Source organism: Solwaraspora sp. WMMA2101 (genome assembly GCF_049179175.1).
Taxonomy (GTDB): domain Bacteria; phylum Actinomycetota; class Actinomycetes; order Mycobacteriales; family Micromonosporaceae; genus Micromonospora_E.
In genome coordinates, this window is record NZ_JBMHMA010000006.1 from 4,525,409 (window position 1) to 4,549,320 (window position 23,912).

20 protein-coding genes are annotated in these 23,912 nt (G+C 69.9%); 9 read left to right on the forward strand and 11 right to left on the reverse strand.

Annotated features, from left to right (window positions below):
• Window positions 1-22: 22 nt before the first annotated feature.
• The 9 genes from ACN28F_RS21610 to ACN28F_RS21650 are packed head-to-tail and all read right to left on the reverse strand — an operon-like array spanning window position 23 to window position 10,353.
• The gene (locus ACN28F_RS21610; RefSeq protein ID WP_421359434.1) at window positions 23-1,318 is read right to left on the reverse strand and encodes a glycosyltransferase family 4 protein; all 1,296 of its coding nucleotides are present in this window, start codon (window positions 1,316-1,318) and stop codon (window positions 23-25) included.
• Window positions 1,249-2,208, reverse strand: a complete 960-nt coding sequence (locus ACN28F_RS21615) for a glycosyltransferase family 2 protein (protein ID WP_289209739.1) — start codon at window positions 2,206-2,208, stop codon at window positions 1,249-1,251. The genes ACN28F_RS21610 and ACN28F_RS21615 overlap by 70 nt, the downstream gene beginning before the upstream one ends.
• The gene (locus ACN28F_RS21620) at window positions 2,205-3,449 is read right to left on the reverse strand and encodes an O-antigen ligase family protein (RefSeq protein WP_289209740.1); all 1,245 of its coding nucleotides are present in this window, start codon (window positions 3,447-3,449) and stop codon (window positions 2,205-2,207) included. The genes ACN28F_RS21615 and ACN28F_RS21620 overlap by 4 nt, the downstream gene beginning before the upstream one ends.
• Window positions 3,450-3,478: 29 nt before the next feature.
• Window positions 3,479-4,675, reverse strand: a complete 1,197-nt coding sequence (locus ACN28F_RS21625) for a glycosyltransferase (RefSeq protein ID WP_289209741.1) — start codon at window positions 4,673-4,675, stop codon at window positions 3,479-3,481.
• Window positions 4,668-5,999, reverse strand: coding sequence for a glycosyltransferase family 2 protein (locus ACN28F_RS21630; protein ID WP_289209742.1), 1,332 nt, complete (start codon window positions 5,997-5,999; stop codon window positions 4,668-4,670). The genes ACN28F_RS21625 and ACN28F_RS21630 overlap by 8 nt, the downstream gene beginning before the upstream one ends.
• Complete coding sequence (locus tag ACN28F_RS21635) at window positions 5,996-6,910, reverse strand: class I SAM-dependent methyltransferase (RefSeq protein ID WP_421359437.1); 915 nt, start codon at window positions 6,908-6,910, stop codon at window positions 5,996-5,998. The genes ACN28F_RS21630 and ACN28F_RS21635 overlap by 4 nt, the downstream gene beginning before the upstream one ends.
• On the reverse strand, window positions 6,907-7,755 hold the full coding sequence (locus ACN28F_RS21640) for a class I SAM-dependent methyltransferase (RefSeq protein ID WP_289209744.1): 849 nt from the start codon (window positions 7,753-7,755) through the stop codon (window positions 6,907-6,909). The genes ACN28F_RS21635 and ACN28F_RS21640 overlap by 4 nt, the downstream gene beginning before the upstream one ends.
• Entirely contained in the window at window positions 7,752-9,359 is a 1,608-nt protein-coding gene (locus ACN28F_RS21645; protein ID WP_289209745.1) for a lipopolysaccharide biosynthesis protein, read from the reverse strand. Before ACN28F_RS21645 ends, ACN28F_RS21640 begins: the two co-directional genes overlap by 4 nt.
• A complete protein-coding gene (locus ACN28F_RS21650) occupies window positions 9,352-10,353 on the reverse strand; it encodes a sugar transferase (RefSeq protein ID WP_289209746.1) in 1,002 nt (333 codons plus the stop codon). The genes ACN28F_RS21645 and ACN28F_RS21650 overlap by 8 nt, the downstream gene beginning before the upstream one ends.
• A gap of 404 nt (window positions 10,354-10,757) precedes the next feature.
• Between ACN28F_RS21650 and ACN28F_RS21655 the strand changes: the two genes are divergently transcribed.
• Genes ACN28F_RS21655 through htpG form a run of 3 tightly spaced genes read left to right on the forward strand, consistent with a single transcriptional unit; the run spans window position 10,758 to window position 14,748 of the window.
• Window positions 10,758-11,651, forward strand: a complete 894-nt coding sequence (locus tag ACN28F_RS21655) for an ABC transporter permease (protein WP_289209747.1) — start codon at window positions 10,758-10,760, stop codon at window positions 11,649-11,651.
• Complete coding sequence (locus ACN28F_RS21660) at window positions 11,648-12,838, forward strand: ABC transporter ATP-binding protein (protein ID WP_421359440.1); 1,191 nt, start codon at window positions 11,648-11,650, stop codon at window positions 12,836-12,838. The genes ACN28F_RS21655 and ACN28F_RS21660 overlap by 4 nt, the downstream gene beginning before the upstream one ends.
• The gene (gene htpG, locus ACN28F_RS21665) at window positions 12,835-14,748 is read left to right on the forward strand and encodes a molecular chaperone HtpG (protein ID WP_421359442.1); all 1,914 of its coding nucleotides are present in this window, start codon (window positions 12,835-12,837) and stop codon (window positions 14,746-14,748) included. The genes ACN28F_RS21660 and htpG overlap by 4 nt, the downstream gene beginning before the upstream one ends.
• A 132-nt stretch (window positions 14,749-14,880) precedes the next feature.
• Here the strand turns inward: htpG and ACN28F_RS21670 are convergent, their stop codons facing one another.
• Window positions 14,881-15,591 carry an aspartate/glutamate racemase family protein gene (locus tag ACN28F_RS21670; protein WP_289209750.1) on the reverse strand — a complete coding sequence of 237 codons (711 nt, stop codon included), beginning with the start codon at window positions 15,589-15,591 and terminating at the stop codon, window positions 14,881-14,883.
• A 145-nt stretch (window positions 15,592-15,736) separates the two neighbouring features.
• Here ACN28F_RS21670 and ACN28F_RS21675 point away from each other — a divergent pair, with 145 nt between their 5' ends.
• The 3 genes from ACN28F_RS21675 to ACN28F_RS21685 all read left to right on the forward strand — a co-directional run bounded on the left by ACN28F_RS21675 (window position 15,737) and on the right by ACN28F_RS21685 (window position 19,229).
• Window positions 15,737-18,250 (forward strand): hypothetical protein, encoded by a 2,514-nt coding sequence (locus tag ACN28F_RS21675; protein WP_421359444.1) that lies wholly within the window; start codon window positions 15,737-15,739, stop codon window positions 18,248-18,250.
• A 31-nt stretch (window positions 18,251-18,281) separates the two neighbouring features.
• Window positions 18,282-18,722 carry a GNAT family N-acetyltransferase gene (locus ACN28F_RS21680; protein ID WP_289209752.1) on the forward strand — a complete coding sequence of 147 codons (441 nt, stop codon included), beginning with the start codon at window positions 18,282-18,284 and terminating at the stop codon, window positions 18,720-18,722.
• 108 nt (window positions 18,723-18,830) lie between these two features.
• Window positions 18,831-19,229 (forward strand): hypothetical protein, encoded by a 399-nt coding sequence (locus ACN28F_RS21685; protein ID WP_289209753.1) that lies wholly within the window; start codon window positions 18,831-18,833, stop codon window positions 19,227-19,229.
• A gap of 46 nt (window positions 19,230-19,275) precedes the next feature.
• Here ACN28F_RS21685 and ACN28F_RS21690 read toward each other — a convergent pair whose 3' ends face one another.
• Window positions 19,276-20,508, reverse strand: coding sequence for a PucR family transcriptional regulator (locus ACN28F_RS21690; RefSeq protein ID WP_289209754.1), 1,233 nt, complete (start codon window positions 20,506-20,508; stop codon window positions 19,276-19,278).
• Window positions 20,509-20,728: 220 nt separating this feature from the next.
• Between ACN28F_RS21690 and ACN28F_RS21695 the strand changes: the two genes are divergently transcribed.
• The 3 genes from ACN28F_RS21695 to ACN28F_RS21705 are packed head-to-tail and all read left to right on the forward strand — an operon-like array spanning window position 20,729 to window position 23,900.
• A complete protein-coding gene (locus tag ACN28F_RS21695) occupies window positions 20,729-22,777 on the forward strand; it encodes a M6 family metalloprotease domain-containing protein (protein ID WP_289209755.1) in 2,049 nt (682 codons plus the stop codon).
• A complete protein-coding gene (locus ACN28F_RS21700) occupies window positions 22,774-23,247 on the forward strand; it encodes a hypothetical protein (RefSeq protein WP_421359447.1) in 474 nt (157 codons plus the stop codon). Before ACN28F_RS21695 ends, ACN28F_RS21700 begins: the two co-directional genes overlap by 4 nt.
• Window positions 23,244-23,900, forward strand: coding sequence for a TlpA family protein disulfide reductase (locus ACN28F_RS21705; protein WP_289209757.1), 657 nt, complete (start codon window positions 23,244-23,246; stop codon window positions 23,898-23,900). Before ACN28F_RS21700 ends, ACN28F_RS21705 begins: the two co-directional genes overlap by 4 nt.
• Window positions 23,901-23,912 lie beyond the last annotated feature (12 nt).

Genomic DNA, 23,912 nt, shown 5'->3' on the forward strand with positions numbered 1-23,912 from the left:
GTCGGGACTCGAGCGCCGGCGATCATTGCTTCGCCTCCAATTGGGATGACACGTTCTTTCGCGTGGGCTGTGGCCGTAGTGCCGGGCCGGCGCCGGGGGAAACCACCGCCGGCGGCCGACCACCGACCGCGGCGAGCTCGTGCCATACCTCGCACATCGCGTTGGCGACTCGTCCCCAGCTGAAGCGCTCCGTCGCCTGTCGTAAGCCGTTGGCGGACAGCGTTGCGCGCAGACGCGGGTCGTCCCGCAGCCTGGCGAGCCGGTCGGCTAGGGCGGTCCAGTCGCCGGCGGGATAGGTGAGGCCGGCGTCGCCGACCACGTACGGGATCTCGCCGACATCGCTGCCGACGACCGGGATCCCGCAGGCCATCGCCTCGACCAGTACCCGACCGAATTGCTCGCGCAACGGGATACCCACCCAGGGGAGGACGTTGCGCTGCACGACCTCGATGGAGGGAAGCGCCAGGACGTCCATTCGGCCGAGGTGGTCGGGTAGATCGTCGTGATGTGCCCAGGAGTGCAGCGTGACACGGCCGGGACGTCGCCGGGCAGCCTGTTCCACCAGCTCCGCCAACGTGCCCGTACCGATGAACACGGCGTCACAGTCGATCGACTCTGTCGCGCGCAGGAGATCGGATACACCCTTGTGGTGCTCCAGCCGTCCGACGAAGCCTACGGTGAAGCGACCGTCGGCCCGCTGTGTCCGCCGTGGCGTGAAGAGGTCCGTGTCCACCCCCAACGGCACCAGCGACGCGGCACCGGCGTATCCCTTCGCGCGGAGCACGTACAGCGCGGCCGGGGTGATCGGGAACGCGTGATCGATACGCCGATACGTCTGCCGTTCGATAAAGGGAAAAGGAACCGGAAATTTGATCACGATGTTCTGCGCGGCGTACAGTGAGACCGGAATGCTGGGCCAGCGTCGACGACATGCCCGGATGACCTGCCAGGTGGACAGGTAGGCGGCCTCTCCGATGACATGCAGGACGTCTGGCCGGTAGCGCGGATACCGGCTCACGCCGGTCCGAAAGAGTACCGATGCCATGTGGCCGGTGTGCTGCTCACTGAGCGCGTGAGGGACGATATGATGGTGGAATCGTGGATAACGCTCCGATAGCCTGCCGAGTTCGGTACGGGTGACGTCGGACACATCGGCGGCTACCAACGTCACCGTCGTGTCGGATCGACTTCCGAGGGCGGCGAACAACTCGATCCAGTGCTCTGTCCGTGCCCCGACTGCGCTGATCATCACGTGCATTTGTTTCTCCATGATTTCTCGGGCTGTCTGGAAAGCGCGATGCGGGATATGCTCGACCATGCCCAGACGCGAGCCACTCCTGCTCGGGGTTGCACGGGAAGCCGGATTCCGGCCAGGCCGATGCCGAGTGCGGCACGTAGCAGCACGGCGACCCGTACGGCGGTCAGGGTCGACGGTTGGTTGAGCGCGAAGAAGCGCAACATGCTTTGGTACAGATGAGGCCAGCTCCGGGTAGGGTCGTTGCTGCTGCCGCCGCCGACGTGTACGGCCTCGACCCCGGGTAGATACATGACCGCTTCGTCGTTCCGCCACGCCTGCAAGCAGAGTTCCTCGTCCTCGTAGTAGAGGAAGTATCCCTCGTCGAGTCCGCCGATCCTGCGCAGCAGATCGGTTCGGACGGCCATGCACGCTCCGGAGACCCAGTCGACATGTACCGGGTGACGGTAGTCGCGGCACGCGTCGTACGCCGTCCGACGAGCGTTGCCGGACATCAACCGGCGTAGTCCGACCGGCAGCAGGCTGCCGCCGAAGCGGCTGGCGACAACAGTGGCCAGTGATTCGAAGGGGTGGGCGCTGATGGCGACCCGGCCGTCGGGGTGGCGAATCCGAGGACCTACGATCGCCGTCGTCGGATGATCGTCGAGTGTGTCAAGCAACGCCTCAACTGTCGACAACGGACAGACGCAGTCAGGGTTCACCAGAAGGACAACGTCCGTTCGGACGTCGGTGATCGCCTGATTGACCGCGGTCGCGAATCCGACGTTGACGGTGTTGGCGTGCAGTGACACGCCTGGGAACTCCGACCGTACGATCGACACGGTGGAGTCGCGAGACGCGTTGTCGACGACGACTATCGGTAGGTGACTGTTGTCGAGCGCCCGCAGATTGGCCCGGATATGTTGTTCGGAGTTGTACGTCACGACGACGGCGGTCGCGTTCGGTGTGGTCATGTCTTTGACCCGTCGAGTGTGATGTGTCGAAGGACTTTCGCGTTTCCCGTGATTAGGGTGAGTGCGGGGAGTAGTCCGAGCTCCCAATGGCCGGCGGTCGGACCGGCGAAAGCGGCGCCGACCAGGAATCCGCACGTGAGGGCGGCAAAGCCGAATTTCATTCCGTCACGATACAGGAATCCATCCCGAATTGTCTGGTAGAGCGGCCAGATCACCGAGATCAAGCCGAGGATTCCGATGTTCGCGAGTACCGTCACATAAAAGGCGTGATAGACCGGCCCGACATCGCCCCGGGTGAAGTCGGGGAGATAGATGTCCCGCACCGACTGGCCCAGTCCGCCGCCCACCAGCGGCTGTTCCGCGAACGCGCTCAGCCCCACGGCGGACTCCGGGCCCCGGTAACCAGACGATTCCTGTAGTTCCCGTTGCAGGGTGCCGAGGTGTTCACCGAGGTCCGATCCCAGGGAGAGCAGAGCGACGCCCGCTACGGCGACGGTGACGGTCGCCGCGATCCCGCGGTGCAGTATCCGCCCTCCCCAGATCAGCATCATGCCCAACGCGACCGTCGCGGCCAACCACAGGGCTCGGTACATCGACAGGGCCACGTCGACCAGGAGCAGACCGGCGACCACCGCGAAACCGGCACGGCTCCAGCCACGGGTACGCCCAGCCAGCACGATCAGCGGCGGTATCCCGAGAAGGGCGACCAACCCGCCGGTCCGGCTCGACGTGGCCATGGCCGTCACGGTGAGCGCGACCGTCGGCACCAGGTAGAGGAGTGCGGCCGCGCGTTGTCGACGTGGCTCGGCGAGTGTCTGTACCGCGATCCAGAAAACGAGTGGGATGATGACGATCTGGTAGGTGCCGACGAGTACGTCGCGCGGCGGGTTGCCGAGGGCGAGACCGTAGACGGCAGCCATTAGGACCAACAGTGTGAGGCCGAGCATCGGCAGATCAGCCGCGCTACGACGGACCGGCTCGACGTTCGCCGCCATCCTGAGGAGCAGCGCGACGCCGCCGGCGCTCAGGATGGCGGCGTGGGCCATGACTATGGTCGCCACGTCACCACCCCCGATCATTACCCCGGCGATCGATCCGCCGAGGATGCTGACCGGCAGGACGGCCCAGGGCCACAGGACGAACGCCGCGCAACAGAGCGCGGCGGCCGCCGACAGGGCACCGAGCGTGCTCGGTGAGGCCGCTGTCGCCGCGACGATCGCCGTGGCGAACAGAATCGACAACGGCGCGGTGTAGAGCCCGTACCTCAGTCTCACCGGGCCGACCCCGCCAGATCGGTGAGCAGGGTGCGTAGCTGGGCGCCCCGGGCCGCCCAGCTGTTGCTGGCGGCTACCGCGCGGCGCCGGGCCACCTCCGTGGGGCAGTGCGCCGTCCGCAGCGCCTCCTCGATCGCGGCCACGAACCGCTGTGGCCCGGTGGCGAGCTGGATCGGGGCGTCGATCTCTCGCAACGCCGGCAGCGGGGTGGCGACCACGGGCTTGCCCACCGCTAGGTACTCGAAGCACTTCTTGGGGTGGACGTAGTCGATCAACCCGCCGATCCGGTAGGGAATGATCGTGACGTCACATCCCCGTAGGATACCGGGCACCTCGGCGAAGGCGACCGGACCGGTGAGTACGACGTTGCGGAGCCCGTCGAGCGGGCTCCGACCACCGTCAGTCACCGGACCGGCGAGTACGAAGGTCCAATCGGGGCGGGCCGTAGCGATCCGCGCCACCAGGTCGGCGTCGAATGCCCGCGTGTCGACCGCGCCGATGTAGCCGACGACCGGCCGGCGTAGCCGGGTGGACCATGTCGCGACCGGGCCGTCCGGAGTGAACAGTTCCGGATCGCAGCCGTTGGGCAGGACCACGGCTGGTCGATTCCCGAGCGGCATACGCTGGGGCAGCGCCGAGGAAGAGACCAGGACGAGGTCGGCGGCGGATAACGCGTCACGCAGCGCTCGGCGCAGGTGGTACCGGTTCCAGGGCCGGGTGAACGTCCAGTCCAAGTCGGTCGCGTCGTAGACCACGGCGTGCTCGCCGAGACGGCCCACGACCGCCGCCGCCAGGTCGTCGTCGATCCACAGGAGCCGGTTGCCCGGACGATCGTCGAGCCAACGTCGTATCAGGTACGCGCCACACCGTCGGTTGATTACATTCGCCGGCGACACCTGTCGGCCGAGGGGCAGTACGGCGGGCGGCGTGGCCAGCCACACGTTGCGCTCGACCTGCGCGACGGACGTTCGCCATTTCGGCCGCTGCCCGGGCGGATCCACGAAGAGCACCCTGCGGTCGACGGCGATCTGCCGGGCCAGGGCGTGCTGGCGGTGGGCTCCGACGTGCCAGGGACTGGCGCTGAACATCACCACCCAGTCACCGGGCCCCTGGGAACGCTGCCGTGGTGGGTCGGTCCCGTTGGTGGTACGTGGTCGGGCCACCAGCGGGACCGGCCGAGGACCGTCAGGCATGGACTCGATCCGGCTGCGGGGCGGGACTCTGCCGCACCTCGTCTTCGCCGAGGTAGCCGATCATCGCCGCACCCCGATCGTCGGCGAGGTGCAGCACGCGGGCACCGGCTTGCCGATCCAACCATCGGCGCACCTGGCCGGCGCCGATTCGTAAGTTGAGCCGGTCGATCCATCGGGACTGGGCACCGAAGGGGAGCACCGAGGACAGTGTCGCGTACCAGACGTCCTTGTCCTCGGTTCGCACCGTCAGCCTCCAGCGCGGCAGTGCCCGGGGCGCTGACCGCAGGTGCAGGATCCTCGTGCCCGGCTGTTCCGCCGTGGCGGTCGGACCGGTGACCGGATCGCGGGGTGGACGTGTGCCGCGTCCATCGGCCGGCTGCTCCGCGTCGAAGGTCACCCACCAGTCGCGGATGTCTCCGTCGGGCAGGGGGCCGACGTCGCCGCGCAACGCCGCTCGCAGATCGCCCAGCCCCAGGGTGACGGGACGGTTGCACAGTCGTTTGACGACATGGTCACCAAGCGCCACTGCCCGGAACACGATCAGTTTGTAGCGGGGCTCGGTCAGCGCGAGGAAGCCGATCATGCTGCCGAGCAGGTGTCTCTGCCGGATCGTCGGTCCGAGTCTGCGACACGACGCGCCTCTGCTGTGCGTCACCGCCGCGTGCGGGATCATCCACAGCCGGTGGCCGGCGTCCTGCAGGGTACGGGCGAGTACGGCGTCGTTCCAGTAGATCGGAAAGCGTTCGTCGAATATCCAGTCTGTTGGGAGGACGGTACGGCGTAGCAAGAGGCAGCTGCCGGATGCCAGCTGTCGCGGGCGGCTGAAATCCTCGCCGCGCATCTGGAACCGGTGCAGCGCGTGGCGAAAACCCGGGAGGCGGCGAAGGGAAGTGGCGAGGGCAATTGTCGCGGCGAAACTCGGCAGGTTAACGTAGTGCTGTTGGAAGGTTCCGTCCGGGTTGAGGTAGAGTGGACTGACTCCGGCTGCGTCTGGGTTCTGACGCAGATACTCAATCATCGTGCTCAGCGTGCCGGGATGCATTCGCACGTCGCTGTTGAGTAGCAGGATCAGCTTGCCCTCGGCGTGCCGGTAGGCCTGGTTGACCGCAGCGGCGAATCCGATGTTGTGGTCGTTGCGAAGCAGCCGCACCTTCGGATAGCTGGCAAGCAGTTCGGCCGACCCGTCACACGAGCCGTTGTCGACCGCGACGATCTCGTACCGTACGTCGCTACTGATCCCGACGGGTATCGAGTCGAGACATGCCTCGGTCTCGTCCCGAGTGTTCCAGCTGACCAACAGGATGGACAACGTCACGGAGCTCACGGGTGCTTCCTCTCGTGGATGGACCGTTGGCTGGGCCTCGGACGAGCCTGGAGGCTGTCGACGGTTCTGCCGTCTCCCGACCGTCGCGCGAAGACCCGGAGCAGGTCACCAAGACCGGGATGGGTGACCCGGAGGGATCTGCTGGCAGCGAAGTCCGCGAACAGCAGGTTGCGGACGTTTCGCAGCCGTGCTGGTGCCTGCCAGTAGAAGCGTGAAAAGGTGGTGTCCCGGGCGACCACGTCGAATCCGCAGTCGGTCAACAATCGGGCGAGCGAGGCTGGGGTGAAGTGCCAACGGTGGTATTCGGGTGCGATGGCCGGCCAGGCACTGCCGAGTCGGTGGGCCGCCGCCGAGGCGATGTTGGGCACTTCGAGCGCCAGCCATCCCCCCGGCGGCAGCGCGGCCCGCGCGGCGTCGAGGAACCGCCATGGATCGGTTACATGCTCGAGTACGTGGAAGGCGCACACCACGTCTACCGGAACGGGCTGCTCGTGGTCCTCGAACCGCAGTGTCCGTACCGGTACGCGGAGCTGCTCGCGGGCGAAGCTGGCCGCGGCGTCCGACACCTCGACGCCACGAGCGTCGATTCCGGCGTCGCGGGCCGCTCGCAGGAAATAGCCGCCGGCCGATCCTGCCTCGAGGAGGGTCGCCGGCCGCACGCGTGAACGCAACCAGCGCAGCCGTCGAATCGATTCGTAACGCCGTTGCCTGGCTGAGGTGAAGTAGTCCTGGTAGCCGTCGGTTTCGTAGTAGGCGCTGTCGTACAGCTGTTCGGGCGGCGGCAGGTCGCTGGCGGTCCAGACGAACTGGCAGCTGGGGCATCGCCGCAACAGTCCATCGGTGATTGGTTCGCCGGCGGTGTCTGCCCCGCACAGTCGACAGCCGGAGATCAGCTTTTCCCCTGTGATCATTGATTCTCCCGTTCCGTACCGTTCGTCGACAGGGCCACCAGACGGATCAAGTCGCCCCGTAGCGGATGGACCGTGCGCAGCGAACGCATGGAAATCACGTGCTCCGGCAAGATGCGGTGGGCGTGCCGCAGTTGATACCGAAACGGCATGTAGTAGCGGAAGGTGGCGGTGTCCTGTCGCAGTAGCCGAAACCCCGCCGTCGTGACCAGCCGTGCCAACGAATTCGGTGAGAAATGCCATCGGTGGTATTCGGGCTGGAGCCCGGGCCATCGGTCGCCGAGCCGACGCGCCGATGCCGATGCGATGTTGGGGACTTCGAGGACCAGCGCGCCACCGGGACGCAGCACCGATCGCGCGGTCGCGAGGAATTGCCATGGATCCGCCACATGCTCGAGTACGTGAAACGCGCAGACGGCGTCCATCCGGTGCGGTGGCGTCACGGACTCGAAACTGCCTTGCTGGACCGGAAGGCGCAGGCAGTCGCGGGCGTACCGGGCCGCTGTCGCCGAGAGTTCGACGCCGTAGACCTTCATGCCGTATCGACGAGCGGCTTCCAGGAAGAACCCGCCCGCTGGTCCGACCTCGAGCAATGAGTCGGGCCGGGCCACGGCGCGAAGCCAGCGCAACCGACGACCGGCTTCGAATCGTCGCGGTGCGGGCAGGAAGTAGTTCTCGTATCCGCCGCCGTCGAAGTAGGCGTCGTCGTACAGCTCCGGCGTCGGCTCGGCGGCGGTCACCGTCCACGCGAATCCGCACGCCAGGCACTGACGCAACTGCCCACCGAAAATCGGTTCGCTGACCGGGTAGGGTCCGCAGACCAGGCAGGTAGGTCGGACGGCACTCATGAGCTGCTCACCTCGTCGGCCGACCGAACCCCGGCCCGTGCGTCGATGGTGTCGGCGGCGCCGGCCCTCGCGTCGATGTCGTGATCGGGGTGGCGGGGTCGACCTGTCCCGGCCACCGGCCCGGCGAGCCGGAAGACGACCAGCACCGCCGCCGAGACCAGCAGGACGACGCCGGTCCGGCAGCACACCGCCCATGCCGCGTCCATCCGGCCGGCACCGTCCGGCAGGTGTCCGGCCGCGACACTGGTCACGGCGGCGGCGACGGTTCCCACGGCGGCCGCCGTGACGAGGATCCGCATGACGGGTGTGACGGGTCGCCGGGTGGCTCGGTGGAAGTGCCACAGGTAGTAGGCCGAGGCCGTGGCAATCGCCAGCGACGTCGCCGCCGAGACCCCGATCGGCCCGTACAGCCACAGTAGCGGCACGGTCAGGACGGCGTTCAGCACAATTGACAGCAAGATGTATCGGGTCTCGCGTCCTGGGCGGCCTTCGGCGCGGGTCACGACGGTGGCCGCGCCGAGGGCGAGATTGAGCGCGTACGCCGGAGCGAGTACGGCGAGGTTCGCCGCTGCCCAGGGCACCGGCTGCCCGATCCATAGCCGTACCAGTGGGTCGGCGGACACTACCACTGCTGCGGTACACGGTGCCAGGAAGACGGCCAGACGCCGGGTGGTTCGCAGGTAGAAGTCGTCGAGCCAGGCTGTTCCCGCCCGGGCCGCTCCCGCGACAGCCGTCGGAAACATGGCGATCAGCGCGAACCCCGGGGGCAGCCGTAGCAGGTTCAGCAGCCGGGTGCCCAGGTCGAAGTGCCCTGCCGTGGCGGGATCGAAGAACCCGCCGAGCAGGAAGCGGTCGAGTTCGGTGTTGACGACGCCGGCGGCACTCGTCGCCTGCACCCGCAGCCCGTAGCCGCTGACGACATGCAGATCCTGACGGCGTACGTCCCGCAACCGTGGCGCGTACGTCGGACCGTACCGCCGGGCGGCCGCGACGGTCAGGGCGGTACGCAGGCCGCCGGTGACGGCGGTTACGACCGCCAGGCCGACCAGGCCAACGCCCATCCGTAGCAGCACGACGGTCAGCACCCCGGCGACGAGCGCGACGCCAGCACCGATCCAGGCGACCAGGCCGTGGCGTTGGTTGCCTTCCAAGACCGCGCGCCAGGGGAGTTCCACCCCGCCGAAAAAGAGCCCCAACAGCATCCACAGCATCGCCCGGCGCGCCTCGTCAGCGGTCTCGCCCAGCTGCAGCAGCTTGTCGATCCACGGCCAGGACGCCGCCAGCGCGGCCAGCGCCAGGACGGCGAGACAGACCGCCCAGCCGATGCCGAGACCGAGGACGGCACGGAGCCGCCCCGGCACCGGGTCGACACCGGCTCGCGCGACTTCACGCACCATCGCCGAGCCGAGTCCCAGATCGAAAATGGCGAGCACGGCGACAGCGGCCGTCAGCAGTACCCAGACGCCGAACTCCTCGTCGCCGAGCCGCTGGTACACGAGCGGCAAGGTCACCAGCCCGACTGCGGTGACGATCAGCCGCCCGGTCACCATGCTGGCGGTGTTGCGCGCCACCCGGTGGTGCGCCGGGGTCGACGGGTCAGCCACGTGGAAATCCTCGAAGGAGCTCCACGACGGTGAGTAGGAGCAGTGTCAGGTCCAGCCGCAGCGACCAGCAGTGGAGGTAGAGCAAGTCACATCGCAGCTTGTCCTCGGCGGTCGCCGTGTACCCGTTGGTCAGCTGGGCGATGCCGGTCAGACCTGGCCGACTGAGCTGTCGGAGGTGATAGTGCGGCAGCCGGCGGAAGTCGTCGATGAACTCGGGCCGTTCGGGTCGCGGGCCCACCAGACTCATCTCGCCGCGAACGACGTTGCACAGCTGCGGAAGTTCGTCGAGCCGGGTACGCCGAAGTATCCGGCCGAGCCTGGTGATCCGGCTGTCGTCAGCGGTGGCCAACGTGGGCCCGGTTTCGGATTCGGCATCGACGCGCATCGTTCTAAACTTGATCAGCCGGAAGGGTTTGCCGCCGGCACCCACCCTGGTCTGCACGTAGAGGGGTGTTCCGGTCATAGCGACCGCGACCCCGATGATCAACATCAGAGGGAGCAGGAGTGGAGCCGCGGCGATGACCAGGACGAGATCCAGTACCCGTTTGGCGTACGCCGCCGTGCAGCCGCCTGGACCCGGTCGCAGCTGGAACCACGGCAGGCCCCCGTGGCGTCGCAGGCGGGCCGGTCGCAGCAGTCCGTAGACCGGCCGGGCGAGAACGAGGATCGGGATCCGGTACGCCCGGCAGGCGGCGAGCACCCGCACGTCGATGTTATCGAGGGAGTGCTTCAACAGCAGCAGCTCCGGCCGACAGCTGGCCAACAGGCCCGGCAGGGCTTCCGGATCGACCGGTCCACGGAGCCGGATCGCGACGTCGAACTCGTCGTCCAGACGGTCGGTAGGGGTATCCGGCCCAGCTCCCTCGATGACCAGTACCCGCTCGCCGCGAGTCCGACGATGCGAGCCATCGTCGCGGGTCGTGACGCCGATGAGCCGGCTGTCAGTCGGGCCCTGCGGCCGGTCCGGATCGAGGACGGGCACGGTGGGGGCCACTGCGGACATAGTGCTGTAGCCAAGCATCAATCCCCCCCCAACGTCAGCAAGATGCACTAGATGCTCTCTAAGCCGTAACTAGCTACTAAAGCCTGTATACCCTACGTAAGGTCTGATATTGCGCTATATCCGATAAAAGGGGCTACTGACCGGAGGTGCCTATCGGCCGTTGATCAAGACAGCCGCCGGTGCCCGTACCGCGACGCGGGCGGGCGGCCACACCCAGGTCGGCTCGGCTATCTTCGACCTGGACTGTCGGCCCCGGTCAAAGAACGGTGCCGTCTCCGAACCGGCATTGACGGCACCGGGCCGGCGAGTTGACCTCCGGGCGCGTGAACGTGTACGGCCGGCGCGGGCCGTCTGAACAGCCACCGACACCACGGTCGGCCATCCTCGGGACTCCTATGACTGCTAAGCGGCGCCAACATCCAGACGACATCGCGCCCGGCGACAGCGACTCCGGGCCGGCCGCGCGTGTGGCGGCCTACCCACATCCCGGACGCGGGGTTCGGCAGCGCGGTTCACTGCCGGTCTTCCTCGCCCTGCCCGCCCTGGCCGGGTTGATCTTTCTGATGCTGCCGCTGGTCGGCCTGCTGCTGCGGACGCCCTGGACCGAACTGCCGCAGCGCCTCACCGCGCCCGGAGTCCTCGACGCGCTGCGGCTGTCGCTGCTGACCGCCACCGCCGCCACCGGATTGTGCCTGCTGCTCGGCGTGCCGCTGGCCTGGCTGCTGGCCCGTACCCGCTTCCCGGGCCGAGGAGCGATCCGCGCGCTGGTCACCGTACCGCTGGTGTTGCCGCCGGTGGTCGGCGGTCTCGCGCTGCTGCTCGTCTACGGCCGGCGAGGGCTGGTCGGCGGCTGGCTCGACACCACCTTCGGCGTCACCGTGCCGTTCACCACCGCCGCCGTGGTGTTGGCCGAGGCGTTCGTCGCCATGCCGTTCCTGATCATCGCCGTCGAAGGAGCGCTGCGCGGGGCCGACCCCCGCTACGAGGAGGCCGCCGCCACCCTCGGCGCCGGCCGGTGGACCACGTTCCGCCGGGTCACCCTGCCGATCGTCGCACCCGGGATCGCCGCCGGGTCGGTGCTGTGCTGGGCGCGGGCGCTCGGCGAGTTCGGCGCCACCATCACCTTCGCCGGCAACTTCCCCGGCCGTACGCAGACCATGCCGCTCGCCGTCTACCTTGCCCTGGAGCAGGACCTGGAAGCCGCGATCGTGCTCAGCCTGCTGCTGCTGGTCGTCTCGGTGGCGATCCTGGCCGGGCTGCGCGACCGCTGGGTGGGTGGGCTGCGGTGACCCCGGACCAGGCGCCGGTGACCACGGACCAGACGGCGGTGTCCCTCGACGCGCACCTGCTGGTGCGCCGGGCCGGCTTCACCCTCGATCTGCGGCTGACCGCCGCCGCCGGAGAGGTCGTGGCCCTGCTCGGGCCCAACGGAGCGGGTAAGACCACCGCGCTGCGGGCCCTCGCCGGCCTGCAGCCGCTGCGCGGCGGCCACCTGCGCCTGGGCGGCCGGCCCTGGGACGAGCCGGCCCGGCGTACCTTCCTCGCCCCGGAGCACCGGTCCATCGGCGTGGTCTTCCAGGACTATCTGCTCTTTCCGCACCTGAGCGTGCTGGACAACGTCGCGTTCGGGCCCCGCAGCCACGGGGTGCCGCGTCGGGTCGCCCGCGACGAGGCAGCCGGCTGGCTGGACCGGGTCGGGCTGTCCGGGTACGCGCGGCGGCGGCCCCGGGAACTCTCCGGCGGGCAGGCGCAGCGGGTCGCGCTGGCCCGTGCACTCGCCGTACGGCCGCAGTTGCTGCTGCTCGACGAGCCGCTCGCCGCGCTCGACGCCCGGACCCGGTTGGCGACCCGCGCCCACCTGCGCCAGCACCTCGCCGCGCACCCCGGCGTGGCGGTCCTGGTCAGCCACGACCCGCTGGACGCGATGGTGCTCGCCGACCGGATGCTGATCATCGAGGACGGGGAACTGGTGCAGTCCGGTGACGCCGCCACCGTCACCGCCCGGCCCCGCACCGACTACGTGGCCCGGCTGGTCGGGCTTAACCTCTACCGGGGTCGGGCCGCCGGCACCACCGTCACCCTGGCCGACGGCTTCACCCTGTTCGTCGGGGAGCCCCAGCACGGCGAGGTGTTCGTCGCCTTCCCACCGGCGGCGGTCGCGCTCTACCGGCAGCGCCCGGACGGCAGCCCCCGCAACACCTGGCCGGCGACGGTCGCCGCGCTCGTCCCCAACGGCGACCGGCTGCGGGTGGAGCTGACCGGGCCGGTCACCGTCGGCGTCGATGTCACCACGGCCGGGGCCGCGCACCTCGGACTGCACCCGGGCGAACAGATCTGGGCGAGCGTGAAAGCCACCGAGACCGCCGTCTACCCGGCAGGCCCGGACCGTACGATTCTCTCCGAGGAAGCGACGCTTCTCCCTGACGGAAGCGAGGCTTCCGACACCAGTCCGTCTCCAGGGAGGGAACCCAAGTGAGCACCGGGGTTGAGACGCGCGAATTCCAGGCGGAGGCGCGTCAGCTCCTGCAGCTGATGGTCCATTCGATCTACTCGAACAAGGACATCTTCCTGCGTGAGTTGATCTCGAACGCCTCCGACGCGCTGGACAAGCTGCGGTTGCAGGCGCTGATCGACAAGGATCTTCAGGTCGACACCTCGGACCTGCACATCGACGTCGAGACCGACCGCGGGCAGCGGACCCTGACGGTGCGCGACAACGGCATCGGGATGTCCCGCGACGAGGTGGTCAGCCTGATCGGCACGATCGCCAAGTCCGGCACCGCCGAGCTGCTGCGCAAACTCAAGGAGTCCAAGGACGGCGCGTCGCAGGATCTGATCGGACAGTTCGGCGTCGGGTTCTACGCCACCTTCATGGTCGCCGACCGGGTCGTCCTGACCACCCGCCGGGCCGGCGAGAGCACCGCGACCCGCTGGGAGTCCTCCGGCGAAGGCACCTACAGCATCGAGTCGGTCGACGAGGCCCCGCAGGGCACCACGGTCACCCTGCACCTCAAGCCGGAGGACACCGAGGACCAGCTCTTCGACTACACCGACGAATGGAAGATCCGGGAGATCGTCAAGCGGTACTCGGACTTCATCGCCTGGCCGATCCGGATGACCACCGAACGTCCCGGCGAGGCCGAGGGGGAGACCACCAGCGAGGTGGTGACCCTCAACTCGATGAAGGCGCTCTGGGCGCGGCCGCGCTCCGAGGTGACCGACGACGAGTACAAGGAGTTCTACAAGCACGTCAGCCACGACTGGAACGACCCGCTCGACATCATCCACTGGAAGGCCGAAGGCACCTTCGAATACGAAGCGCTGCTGTTCGTGCCGGCGCAGGCGCCGTTCGACCTGTTCATGCGGGACGCGAAGCGCGGCGTGCAGTTGTATGTCAAACGGGTCTTCATCATGGACGACTGCGAGGCGCTGGTCCCCGAGTACCTGCGTTTCATCAAGGGAGTCGTCGACGCGCAGGACCTGTCGTTGAACATCAGCCGGGAGATCCTCCAGCAGGACCGGCAGATCCAGCTGATCCGCCGTCGACTGGTCAAGAAGGTGCTCTCCGCGCTCAAGGAGCTGATGGAGCGCGACGCCGACCGTTACCGCACCTTCTGGACCCAGCTCGGCCGGGCCGTCAAGGAAGGGCTGCTCAACGACTTCGACAACCAGCGGGCGATCCTGGACATCTCGTCGTTCGCCTCGACCAACGACCCGGAGCAGTTGACCACCCTGGCCAGCTACATCGAGCGGATGCCCGACGGCCAGGAGGACATCTACTACATGACCGGCGAGTCCCGCACGATGATCGAGAACTCGCCGCACATGGAAGCCTTCACCGCCAAGGGGTACGAGGTCCTGCTGCTCACCGACCCGGTCGACGAGATGTGGGTCGAATCGGTCGCCGACTACGACGGCAAGAAGTTGCGGTCGATCGCGAAGGGCCAGGTCGACCTGGACGGCGACGACAAGGCCGACGAGGCCGACCCGCAGCGGCAGGAGCAGAAGCAGACGTACGCGTCGCTGCTGACCTGGCTCGGCAAGACCCTCGACAGCCACGTCAAGGAGGTCCGGCTGTCCAGCCGGTTGACCACCTCGCCGGCCTGCCTGGTCGGTGACGCCGGCGACATGACCCCGGCGCTGGAGCGGATGTACCGGGCGATGGGTCAGGACGGGCCGAAGGTCAAGCGGATCCTGGAGTTGAACCCGACCCACCCGCTGGTCGCCGGCCTGCGCGAGGCACACGACGCGCGCGGCGACGATCCGGCGCTGGTCGAGACCGCCGAGCTACTGTACGGCACCGCGCTGCTGGCCGAGGGCGGCGAGCTGGACGACCCGGCCAGGTTCGCCAAGCTGCTCGCCGACCGGCTGGCCCGGACCGTCTGAGCCGCACCGCCGCAGGTCCCCGGCGGGTGTCCACCCGCCGGGGGCTCGGCCGGTGCCGGCCTGTCCGGATCAGCTCGGCCGGTGCCAGCCTGTCCGGATCAGCTCGGCCGGTCCCGGCCCGCCCGGATCGGCTCAGGCGGCGACCGTCTGGTCGGCGGCGACCGCCTGGTCGACGGCGGCTGCGACGTGCAGGCGGGTGGTCGGGAACAGCAGCAGCGGGGTGTCCTCCTGGCGGACCAGCAGCTCGATCTCGGTGCAGCCGAGGATCACGCCCTGCGCGCCGGCCGCGATCAGCCGCTCGATCACCTTCAGGTACCTGGCCCGGGACGATTCGTTCACCACGCCGAGGCACAGTTCGTCGTAGATGACCGAGTGGACCATCTTGCGGTCCTCGGCCTCCGGCACCAGGACGGTCAGTCCATGGCTGGCCAGCCGGTCCCGCAGGAAGTCCTGCTCCATGGTGAACGCGGTGCCGAGCAGACCGACGGTGTGCAGCCCGTGCGCGCGGACCGCCTCGGCGGTCACGTCGGCGATGTGCAGCAGCGGGATGTCGACCGCGGCGGCGACCCGGTCGGCGACCTTGTGCATGGTGTTGGTGCACAGCAGCAGCAGGTCGGCGCCGGCCGCCTCGACCCGCCGGGCCGCGTCGGCGAGCAGGTCGGCGGCCTCGTCCCACTCGCCGGCCGCCTGCCGGCGCTCGATGTCGGCGAAGTCGACCGAGTAGAGCACGCACCGCGCCGAGTGGTGCCCACCCAGGCGGTCGCGGACCAGCTCGTTGGCGAGCCGGTAGTAGTGGGCGCTGCTTTCCCAGCTCATGCCGCCGAGCATGCCGATCGTCATCATGACGCCATCGTGCCACCCGGCGTCCGGGCACCGGGCGGATATTCGCCGGCGAACATCGACCCGGTCGAACGCTGTCGCGGATGTCGATGTGTTGACTATTGTGGACTCATCCGTTCGTGCGGATCCCACCGAGGAGCTGGTGGTCGTGCGCGTACCGTCCCGGACTCAGCGGCCGAAAGCCGTCGTCACCGCCGCCGCGACGCTGGCCGCCGCGCTCACCTTCGCCGCCCCACCGCCCCCGGCGACCGCGACAGCGACCGCGGCGGTGGCGACCGCGACCGCGACCGCGACCGGCGGCGCGTCGGACGCCTCCGCCGGTCAGTGGCTCGTCGCCGACCTGGGCACCCCCACCCCGAAGGTCGACCGGGCCGAGGTGGTCGGCGCGGTCACCGTCGACGACCACCCCGGCGGGGCGCAGCAGCCGTACGTGTTCACCGTCGTCGACGGCGCGCTGTACCTGACGCTGGTCACCGGCGGCCGCAGCTGGGTGCCGCTCGGGGTGCCGCCGAGCGGCAGCCCGATCGCCGGCGGCATCGGCGCGATCACCGTACGGGACAGCCCGGCGTCACCGGCCCGACCGCACGTCTTCCTCCGTACCGCCGACGGCCAGCTGTGGAGTCGCTGGTGGGACGGGGGCAGCTGGAACTGGTCGGGCCTCGGCGCACCACCGGGGGCGGCCGTCACCAACGGGGTCGGCGTCGTCGCCGTCGCGGACGCCCCGGGCGCGGCACAGCGGCCGTACGTGTTCGTCCTCGGCACCGGCGGGCAGCTCTGGCTGAACTGGTGGACCGGTGCCCGGTGGCGGTGGGAGGGTCTCGGCACCCCCGACGTGGTCCACCCGCAGTACACCACCGGGGTCGGCGTCGGCCTGATCCAGCTTGCCCCGGAGAACCCACAGTGGCCGCAGGCGTTCGTCGTCACCGGCGAGGGCGAGGTGTGGCGAAACGGCTGGGACGGCAGCGGCTGGCGGTGGACCGACCACGGGGTGGGGCCGGCCGGCCCGCAGCCCACCGTCGGGCTCGACGTGACCACCGCCGCCGCGCCCGCCGGCGCGACGGTCGCACCGATCGCCTTCACCGGCGTCGTCTACGGCCTCTACTCGCTGTCGTATCCGACGGTCGGCCCCCGGTGGACCTGGTCCGACCAGGACCTGCCCTACTACGACGTGCAGCTGCCGGTGTCAGCCGGAGCGGTCAGCGTCACCGACAGCCCGACCAGCGCTTCCCGGCCGTACCTGTTCATCTGCGACGCCATCACGGCCGGCCCGGTCCGGGCGAACTGGTGGGACGGCACCGGATGGCAGTGGACCGAACTGCCGGGGACCAAAGCGGCGCCGGGTTGGCCGCGCTGCGGCGCGGCGACGACGGTCCGGGATACGGCGTCCGGCCCACAGCGGCCCTTCGTCTACTACTGGTCACCGGGCGCCGACGACGACCAGGTCGGCCACCTGATGGTCAGCTGGTGGGTGCCGCCCGCCGCGCCCGCCGACGTCGTCGGCAAGTGGCATGTCACGGCGGTCGGCAACCCGGTGCCCGAGGCGCGCTCCGCCCAGCTGGTCGGCGCGCTCGCCGTCGACGACCAGCCCGGCGGGCAGCAGCGACCGGCGGTGTTCAACCTGATCGACGGACAGCTGTACGGCGCCGAACTCGTCGCCGGCCGGTGGCGGTGGAGCTGGCACGGCGTACCGCAGGACGCCGCCGAGGTGACGGCCGCCGGCGCGGTCACCGTCCGCGACGGCGCCGACTCGGCGGCCCGGCCGTACGTGTTCGTCGTCGCCGACGGTCGGCTCTGGTGCCGCTGGTGGGACGGGGCCAACTGGACGTGGAGCGACCTCGGCGCCCCGCCCGGTGCCGAGATCGCCGTCGCGCTCGGTGTGGTGGCCGTCCGCGACGGCCCCGGTGCGCCGCAGCGGCCGTACGTGTTCGTCGACGCCGTCGACGGCGCCGGTGCCCACCGGGCCTGGTCGGCCTGGTGGACCGGGCTGCGGTGGCAGTGGTCCGATCACGGCAACCCGCTGGCCGACCCGACGTACCGACTGGCACCGGTCGGGGCGGCGGTCATGCGGTACGCGCCGGACGCACCCGAGTTCCCGCAGCTGTTCGTGATCGAGCCGTACCGCCGGGTGTGGCAGCTCGGCTGGGACGGCTCCCGCTGGTCGTGGAGCGACCGGGGGAGCCCGGGCAGCATCCTGACCGGTCTCGGGGTGACCACCACCACCGACGCCGGGACCGGGCTGGTCCGACCCTGGGTCTTCGTCGGCCAGTGGGCGCACGGGGTCTACGCGTTGTCGTACGCCGGTGGTGGTCAGTGGGCGTGGGCCGACCACCAGGGTCCGCAGCCGTCGGCTCTCGCGCCCGCGCCGGCCGGGGTGCTCACCGTCGCGGACCGGCCCGGCGCCGACCAGCGGCCGTACGTGTTCATCTGCGACCACATGAAGATCGGCGGGCCGATCTCGGTGAACTGGTACGTCGCCGACAGCCGGTGGACCTGGTCGAACCAGGACGGTACCCGGGCGGTGCCCGGTCAGCCGGGCTGCGGGTCGGCGGTCGCCGTCACCGACGCGGGTATCGGCCCGCAGCGGCCGTACGTCTTCTACTGGACGCCACGGGCCACCGACAGCGTGGCCCCGGACCAGTTGACCGTCAACTGGTGGGGCTGACCGGCAGCACCGGTACGGCACAATCAGTCGCATGCGGATCCGACGGGTCACCACGGTGGCGGAGGTACTGGCCGCTGGCGCGCTGTTCGACGACGCGCCGCAGCCGGCGGCGACCGAGCGGTTCCTCGCCGACGAGCGGCACCACCTGCTGGTCGCCTACGTCGACGACGGGGTGCCGGCCGGGATGGTCACCGGGGTGGAGACGACCCACCCGGACAAGGGCACCGAGATGTTCCTGTACGAACTGGGCGTCGACGACGCGTACCAGGGTCGGGGGATCGGCACGGCGTTGGTCGAGGCCCTGGCGGAGCTGGCGCGCACGCGGGGCTGTTTCGGGATGTGGGTGATCACCGACGTCGACAACGTGCCGGCACGGGCGACGTACCGCCGGGCCGATGGTGTCGACGAGGACGGGCAGGTGGTCTACAGCTGGTCCTTCGATGCCGCACCGGAGGCAGACAACGATGTGTGACGATCGAATTCGCGGGTAGGTCCCTATGCGACAGCGACACCGGCCGGCGTCACCCGGTCCACCGGGGATGTCGGCCGGTGTCGGAGCCGAGCAGGAAGGGACCCAATGATGAAAATCTCTCGTCTCGCCGGTGGTGCGGTGGCCGGGGCACTGGTCGCGACCGCAGCAGCGGTCGCCGTGCCCTCGCCCGCGAGCGCCCAGGCCGAGCCCTGTGTGCAACGGGTCGCGGTGGTCAACAACGCCGGTTTCGTGATGTCGTTCCAGGTAGCCACCAGCACCGGTCTGCAGACGTCCGCCACCGACACGTACCCGATCAACCAGTGGCGGGTGATCGACCTGACCACCACGGCGCTGCCGGTCGGCGCCGACGTCCGCCCGGTGGTGGACGCGGTCGCCGGTGCCACCCGTACGCCGAGTGGCTTCGTGTCGTACTGCGTGAACGGGCAGACCGCCACGTACACGGTCACCGGCACCACGTTCGACTACCGGGTCACCCTGATCGGCTGATCCGTCGGCTGGCCCGGCCGGTCAACCGCCGCGTCGGGCCGGCCGGTCAACCGCCGCCCTGGGCCGGCCGGGCCAGCCGGTGCAGTTTCAACGCCAGATGCAGGCAGAGCCGCTCGTTGCCGTCCTTGAGGTCGGTGTCGGCCAGCTGCTCCACCCGCTGCAGCCGGTAGTAGAGCGTGGTCCGGTGCAGGCGCAGCGCCTCGGCGGCGGCGTGCGCGTTGCCGGCCAGGTCCAGGTAGACCTCCAGGGTCTCCAGCAGCACCCGGTGGGTGTCGTCGCGCAGCATCCGCGCCAGCCCGGGATGCACCCCGGCGACGTCCAGCTGATCCTCGTCCAGCTGCGACAACAGCCGGTAGATGCCCAGGTTGGCCCAGGCGACCACCGGGCCGAGTGCCGGTAGCCGGACCCCGACCCGGGCAGCCTGCAGCGCCTCCGCGTAGGAGTGCACGGTGTCGGCGAGGCGGGGCCGTGGCTGGCCGAGTCCGACGACGACCCGCTGCACCGGGGCGAGCCGGTCGGTGACGGTCGCCAGGGCGCTGCTCAGCTGGGTGGCGGTCGCCGGCGGTGAGCCCCGCCCGGTCGACCGCGCGTCGCGTAGCAGCAGCACCCCGTGGTCGTGCCGGACCAGGTGCAGGGCCTCCCGGGTGCCGACCCAGCGTCGGGTGGCGACCAGGGCCTGTTCCAGGGCGATCCGGGTGGTCTCGTCGAGTGCCTGACCGGGGGCCGACACCGGTTGGGCGACCAGCGCGGTGCTGCGGCCGTCGCTGGTGACGACGCCGTCGGACAGCAGCGAGCGGACCACCTCGTCGCGGATGTCGGGCGAGTCGGACAGCAGGGTACGGGCGGCTTCGGCCTCCCGCTGCGAGGCCAGCTCGCCGATCAGGTTCGTACGGTAGAGCGCGAACGCCAGGTCGGCGGCGGCCTCCACGGCGGCGGCGATGTCGGTGTCGGACATGGTGCCGTCGGCGTCGATGAACCAGACGAAGCCGAGCAGCAGGTCCCGGTGCCGAACCGGCACACAGACCCGGGGCAGCAGCTCCAGCTCGGGGCAGGCCGGGGTGCGGACCGGTGCACGGGCCGTCATGATGCCGATGTCGCGGAACCAGGCGACGACCTCGGCGGCGGTGTGCCGGCGCAGGATCGAGTCGCGGCGTACGTCGTCCATCGGGCCGCTGTGTTCGCTGTAGACCACGACCCGCTGGCGGCGGTCCTCGATCAACGCCGGTCGGCCGACCCGGGCAGCGACGGTGTCCACGATGCGCTGCAGATCCGCCTGCAATCCGTACTCCCCGTCGTCGTGTCTGCCTGCGGCGGTGCCCCGACCGCCGTCGAGTAACCACCTTCGGCCGCGCCGGGCCACGACGCAAGACTCCGTCGGCAGGCTTCCGGCAGGTGTCGGAAGAGATCGACTCATCTCGGCGACAGCTGCACGGTGACCGGCCGGTCACCCGGCTCCTAGATTCGAGCTCGGCCAGCTCCCGCTGCGAGAGGTGACTGCGATGCGCACACTGTCCACCAGCCGCCCGGTGCGCCGCGCGGTGCTCGGCGCGGCTGTCGCCACCGCACTGATCGTGCCGACCGGCGGGTTCTCCGCAGCCGCCGCGCCGGGCAACCCGGCCGGCGGCGGCGGACCGTTCGAGATCCTCGACCCGCAGTACTGGCAGAACCCGGACACGATGACCTGGGACGACTGGGTGGCGGTGCCGGGTCGGGACTGGTCGGATCCGACGGTGACCGGATCGGAGCGCAACTTCGACATCGCTCTGGTCACCCTGGACTATCCGGATCAGCCGTTCGTGGTGACCCAGCGTCCCCGGTCGACGGTCTTCGGCAACCCGCAGGCGACGGCGTCGAACATCCCGCGTGAGCAGGTCGCCCAGTTCTACACCGACTTCCTGAACACGCCGAACGATCTGAACAAGGGTCACACGCTGCACGAATATTGGATGCAGGATTCCAACGGCCGCTACGGGGTGGACCTGACCGGATTCGGCCCGTACCAGCTGCCGGCGAAGTCCTACCAGTACGGCATCGACAACGGGTTCAACCCGGGTGCCTGCCCGGCCGGCGAGCAGTGCGCCCGCAACATCCGTACCGACGGGTTGGGTGCCTGGCGGGCGGCGGTCGGCGACGAGGTGGCCGACTCGTACGAGCTGGTCTTCATCCTCTCCGCCGGTCAGGACGAGTCGTCGACCTGGCAGGAGTTCGGCCAGATGACGTTCCAGACCAAGGAGGACGTGCCGGACGCCTGGGGGCCGCCGGACCCGAACCTGCCGAACTGGGCCCGCACCCGCTACGTGGAGTGGACCTCGTGGAAGGCGGCGTCGACGATCTGGCCGAACGCCGGTGGCGGTTCGTCCACTCAGGCGGAGAGCTCCGGGATGGGCGTGTACGCGCACGAGCTGAGCCATCTGCTGACCATCGGCGACAACTACAACAACCCGTACGGCACCCCGCTGCGCCGCACGTACACCGGCATCTGGGGGATGATGTCGCGCGGTTCGTTCAACGGGCCGGGCGGTCCGCACACCCGCTGGCAGATCCCGCCGACCAACGGCGGCGCGATGGGTTCGCTGCACATGGTCCGAGACAAGATCAAGATCGGGCTGGTCGGCGAGGAGCACATCCTGCGGCTGTCCCGGGAAGCGCTCGCCTCGTCCGGGATCGTCGTCGCCGACGTCACCGCCCGCGCGGTCGACGCCGGCCGCAACGGCCTGACCGGCATCATCGTCGCCATGGACCGGGACCGCTCACCGGCCTGCAGCACCAGCGCCGACCCGTTGTGCGACGGCGGCAACTTCAACAACTACACCGTCGAGGTCGTCGACCGGATGGGCGCGGACTCGTTCACCCCGGACGCCGGGGTGCTGCTGAGCAAGACCAAGAACGCCGACAGCGCGCCGTTCGTCTGGGTCGTCGACGCCAACCCGCAGGACATCGACATGGTCGACTTCTACCGGCCCGACGGCACGCCACAGAAGATCACCATGGGCGACTACCGGCAGCTGTCCGACGCGCTGTTCCACGCCGGCACCGGCTCCGGCAGCGAGTTCGAGTACGTCGACGAGGCCAACCGGCTGCACTTCTACATCCTGGACCTGCGGCGGGACCGCACCGGAGTGCTGTCGTACACGGTGGCGGTGCGCTCCCTCGACGGTGCCGGCGGCCCGAGCGCCCACGGTGTCGCGTTGACCCGGGGCACCGTGACCACCCCGAACAGCAAGCCCACCAACCGGGGGGTGACCTGCTCGTTCACCCTTACCAACACGGGCAGCTTCTCGGCCGGCGGTCAGCAGCACCCGGAGGACGTCTCGGCGTACCTCGACGCGGACGTGTACCGGTTGTCGACCCGGGCGGCCGGCGTCGGCTGGCGCTCGGACCTGCCCAACGCGCTGGCCACCGCCGAGTTCGGCCAGTCGACCACGGTGAAGGTGTCGGTCGCCGCCGCCGCGGACGCGGTCTCCACCGGCTACATCAAGCTGACCGCCACCTCGGTCAGCGACCCGACGAAGACCCGGACCGAGACGTGCCGGGTCGACAAGTCGTGACCAGGCTGTCCTGGCATCCGAAGGCGGCCCTCGCCGCGCTGCTGGTCGGCGCGGCGGGGGCTGCCTCGGCGCTACTGGCCGGCTGCACCGGGTCGGCCGGGCCCCGGTCGGCTGAGTCCCGGTCGGCGGTCACCGTGCGGGTGCTGGTCCGCGACATCAACATCCGACCGGTCGGGGTGGACTGCGCCGGCACCGGGGCGTACACGTTCTTCCACAACCGGGCGCCGTACCGGATCGTCGACCCGGCCGGCGAGGTGCTGGCCGCCGGCGAACTGCCGCCGGGGACATCGGTGCCGACCTTCGAAGAGGACCTCGAGGTGGAGCGGGTGCCGACGTACTGCGAGTTCGCCGTACCGGTCGAGGTGGCGGCGCGCGGCGGCTACCGGCTGGTCGTCAACGACCGTACGCCGATCGTGCTGACCCGCGACGACAGCGAGGGCCCGGCGCTGGTCGCCGTGGTGCCGTCGTGACCGCCAGGCCGCGCCGGCACGCGGTCCGCCTGCTGCCCGCCGGTGTCCGCCTGCTGCTCGCCGGCACGCTGATGCTGACGGCGGCGCTGGCCGGCTGCACCGCCGGACCCAGCGCCGCCGGTGACGTTGATGGCGACGGCGATGGCCCGGCGATACACCCGGTGGCGTCGCCGGTGCCCGGGGGAGTGCTGACGCTGCCCGGCCCGGCGCCGACCGACCTGGGCCTACGTCCGGCCCCGACCGACTCCCCGCCGGCTCCGGCGGTCAGCGGTACGTTGACCGACCGCACCCCGCTGGAGCTGGCCGACCTGTGGGCCGAGCGGGCGGTGGTGCTGACCTTCTTCACTTCCTGGTGCACGCTCTGCGCCGACCAGCAGAGGGCGCTGAGTGACCTGGCCAGGGCGAACGCCGACCGGGTGGTGTTCGTGGGAGTGGTCGGTGCCGAGGACGACCCGGCGCAGGTGCGCGACTACCTGCACCGCCACCGGGTGGAGCACCCGGTGCTGGTCGACGACGACCAGACGATCTGGCGGGCGTACGCGGTGCGGGAGCCGCCGGCGGTGGTGCTGATCGCCAAGGGCGGGGTGCTGCTGCGCGGCTTCCCCGGCGGAGTGGACACCCCCACCCTCACCGACCTGCTCGCCACCCTCTGACGCCACCCTCTG

What these genes read in the sequence shown, in the direction of transcription:
- ACN28F_RS21635 (WP_421359437.1), bottom strand. Translation starts at nt 6,910, where the DNA reads ATGATCACAGGGGAAAAGCTGATCTCCGGCTGTCGACTGTGCGGGGCA.
- ACN28F_RS21655 (WP_289209747.1), top strand. Translation starts at nt 10,758, where the DNA reads ATGACTGCTAAGCGGCGCCAACATCCAGACGACATCGCGCCCGGCGAC.
- ACN28F_RS21685 (WP_289209753.1), top strand. Translation starts at nt 18,831, where the DNA reads ATGAAAATCTCTCGTCTCGCCGGTGGTGCGGTGGCCGGGGCACTGGTC.
- ACN28F_RS21680 (WP_289209752.1), top strand. Translation starts at nt 18,282, where the DNA reads ATGCGGATCCGACGGGTCACCACGGTGGCGGAGGTACTGGCCGCTGGC.
- ACN28F_RS21670 (WP_289209750.1), bottom strand. Translation starts at nt 15,591, where the DNA reads ATGATGACGATCGGCATGCTCGGCGGCATGAGCTGGGAAAGCAGCGCC.
- ACN28F_RS21640 (WP_289209744.1), bottom strand. Translation starts at nt 7,755, where the DNA reads ATGAGTGCCGTCCGACCTACCTGCCTGGTCTGCGGACCCTACCCGGTC.
- ACN28F_RS21615 (WP_289209739.1), bottom strand. Translation starts at nt 2,208, where the DNA reads ATGACCACACCGAACGCGACCGCCGTCGTCGTGACGTACAACTCCGAA.
- ACN28F_RS21610 (WP_421359434.1), bottom strand. Translation starts at nt 1,318, where the DNA reads ATGGTCGAGCATATCCCGCATCGCGCTTTCCAGACAGCCCGAGAAATC.
- ACN28F_RS21695 (WP_289209755.1), top strand. Translation starts at nt 20,729, where the DNA reads ATGCGCACACTGTCCACCAGCCGCCCGGTGCGCCGCGCGGTGCTCGGC.
- ACN28F_RS21625 (WP_289209741.1), bottom strand. Translation starts at nt 4,675, where the DNA reads ATGCCTGACGGTCCTCGGCCGGTCCCGCTGGTGGCCCGACCACGTACC.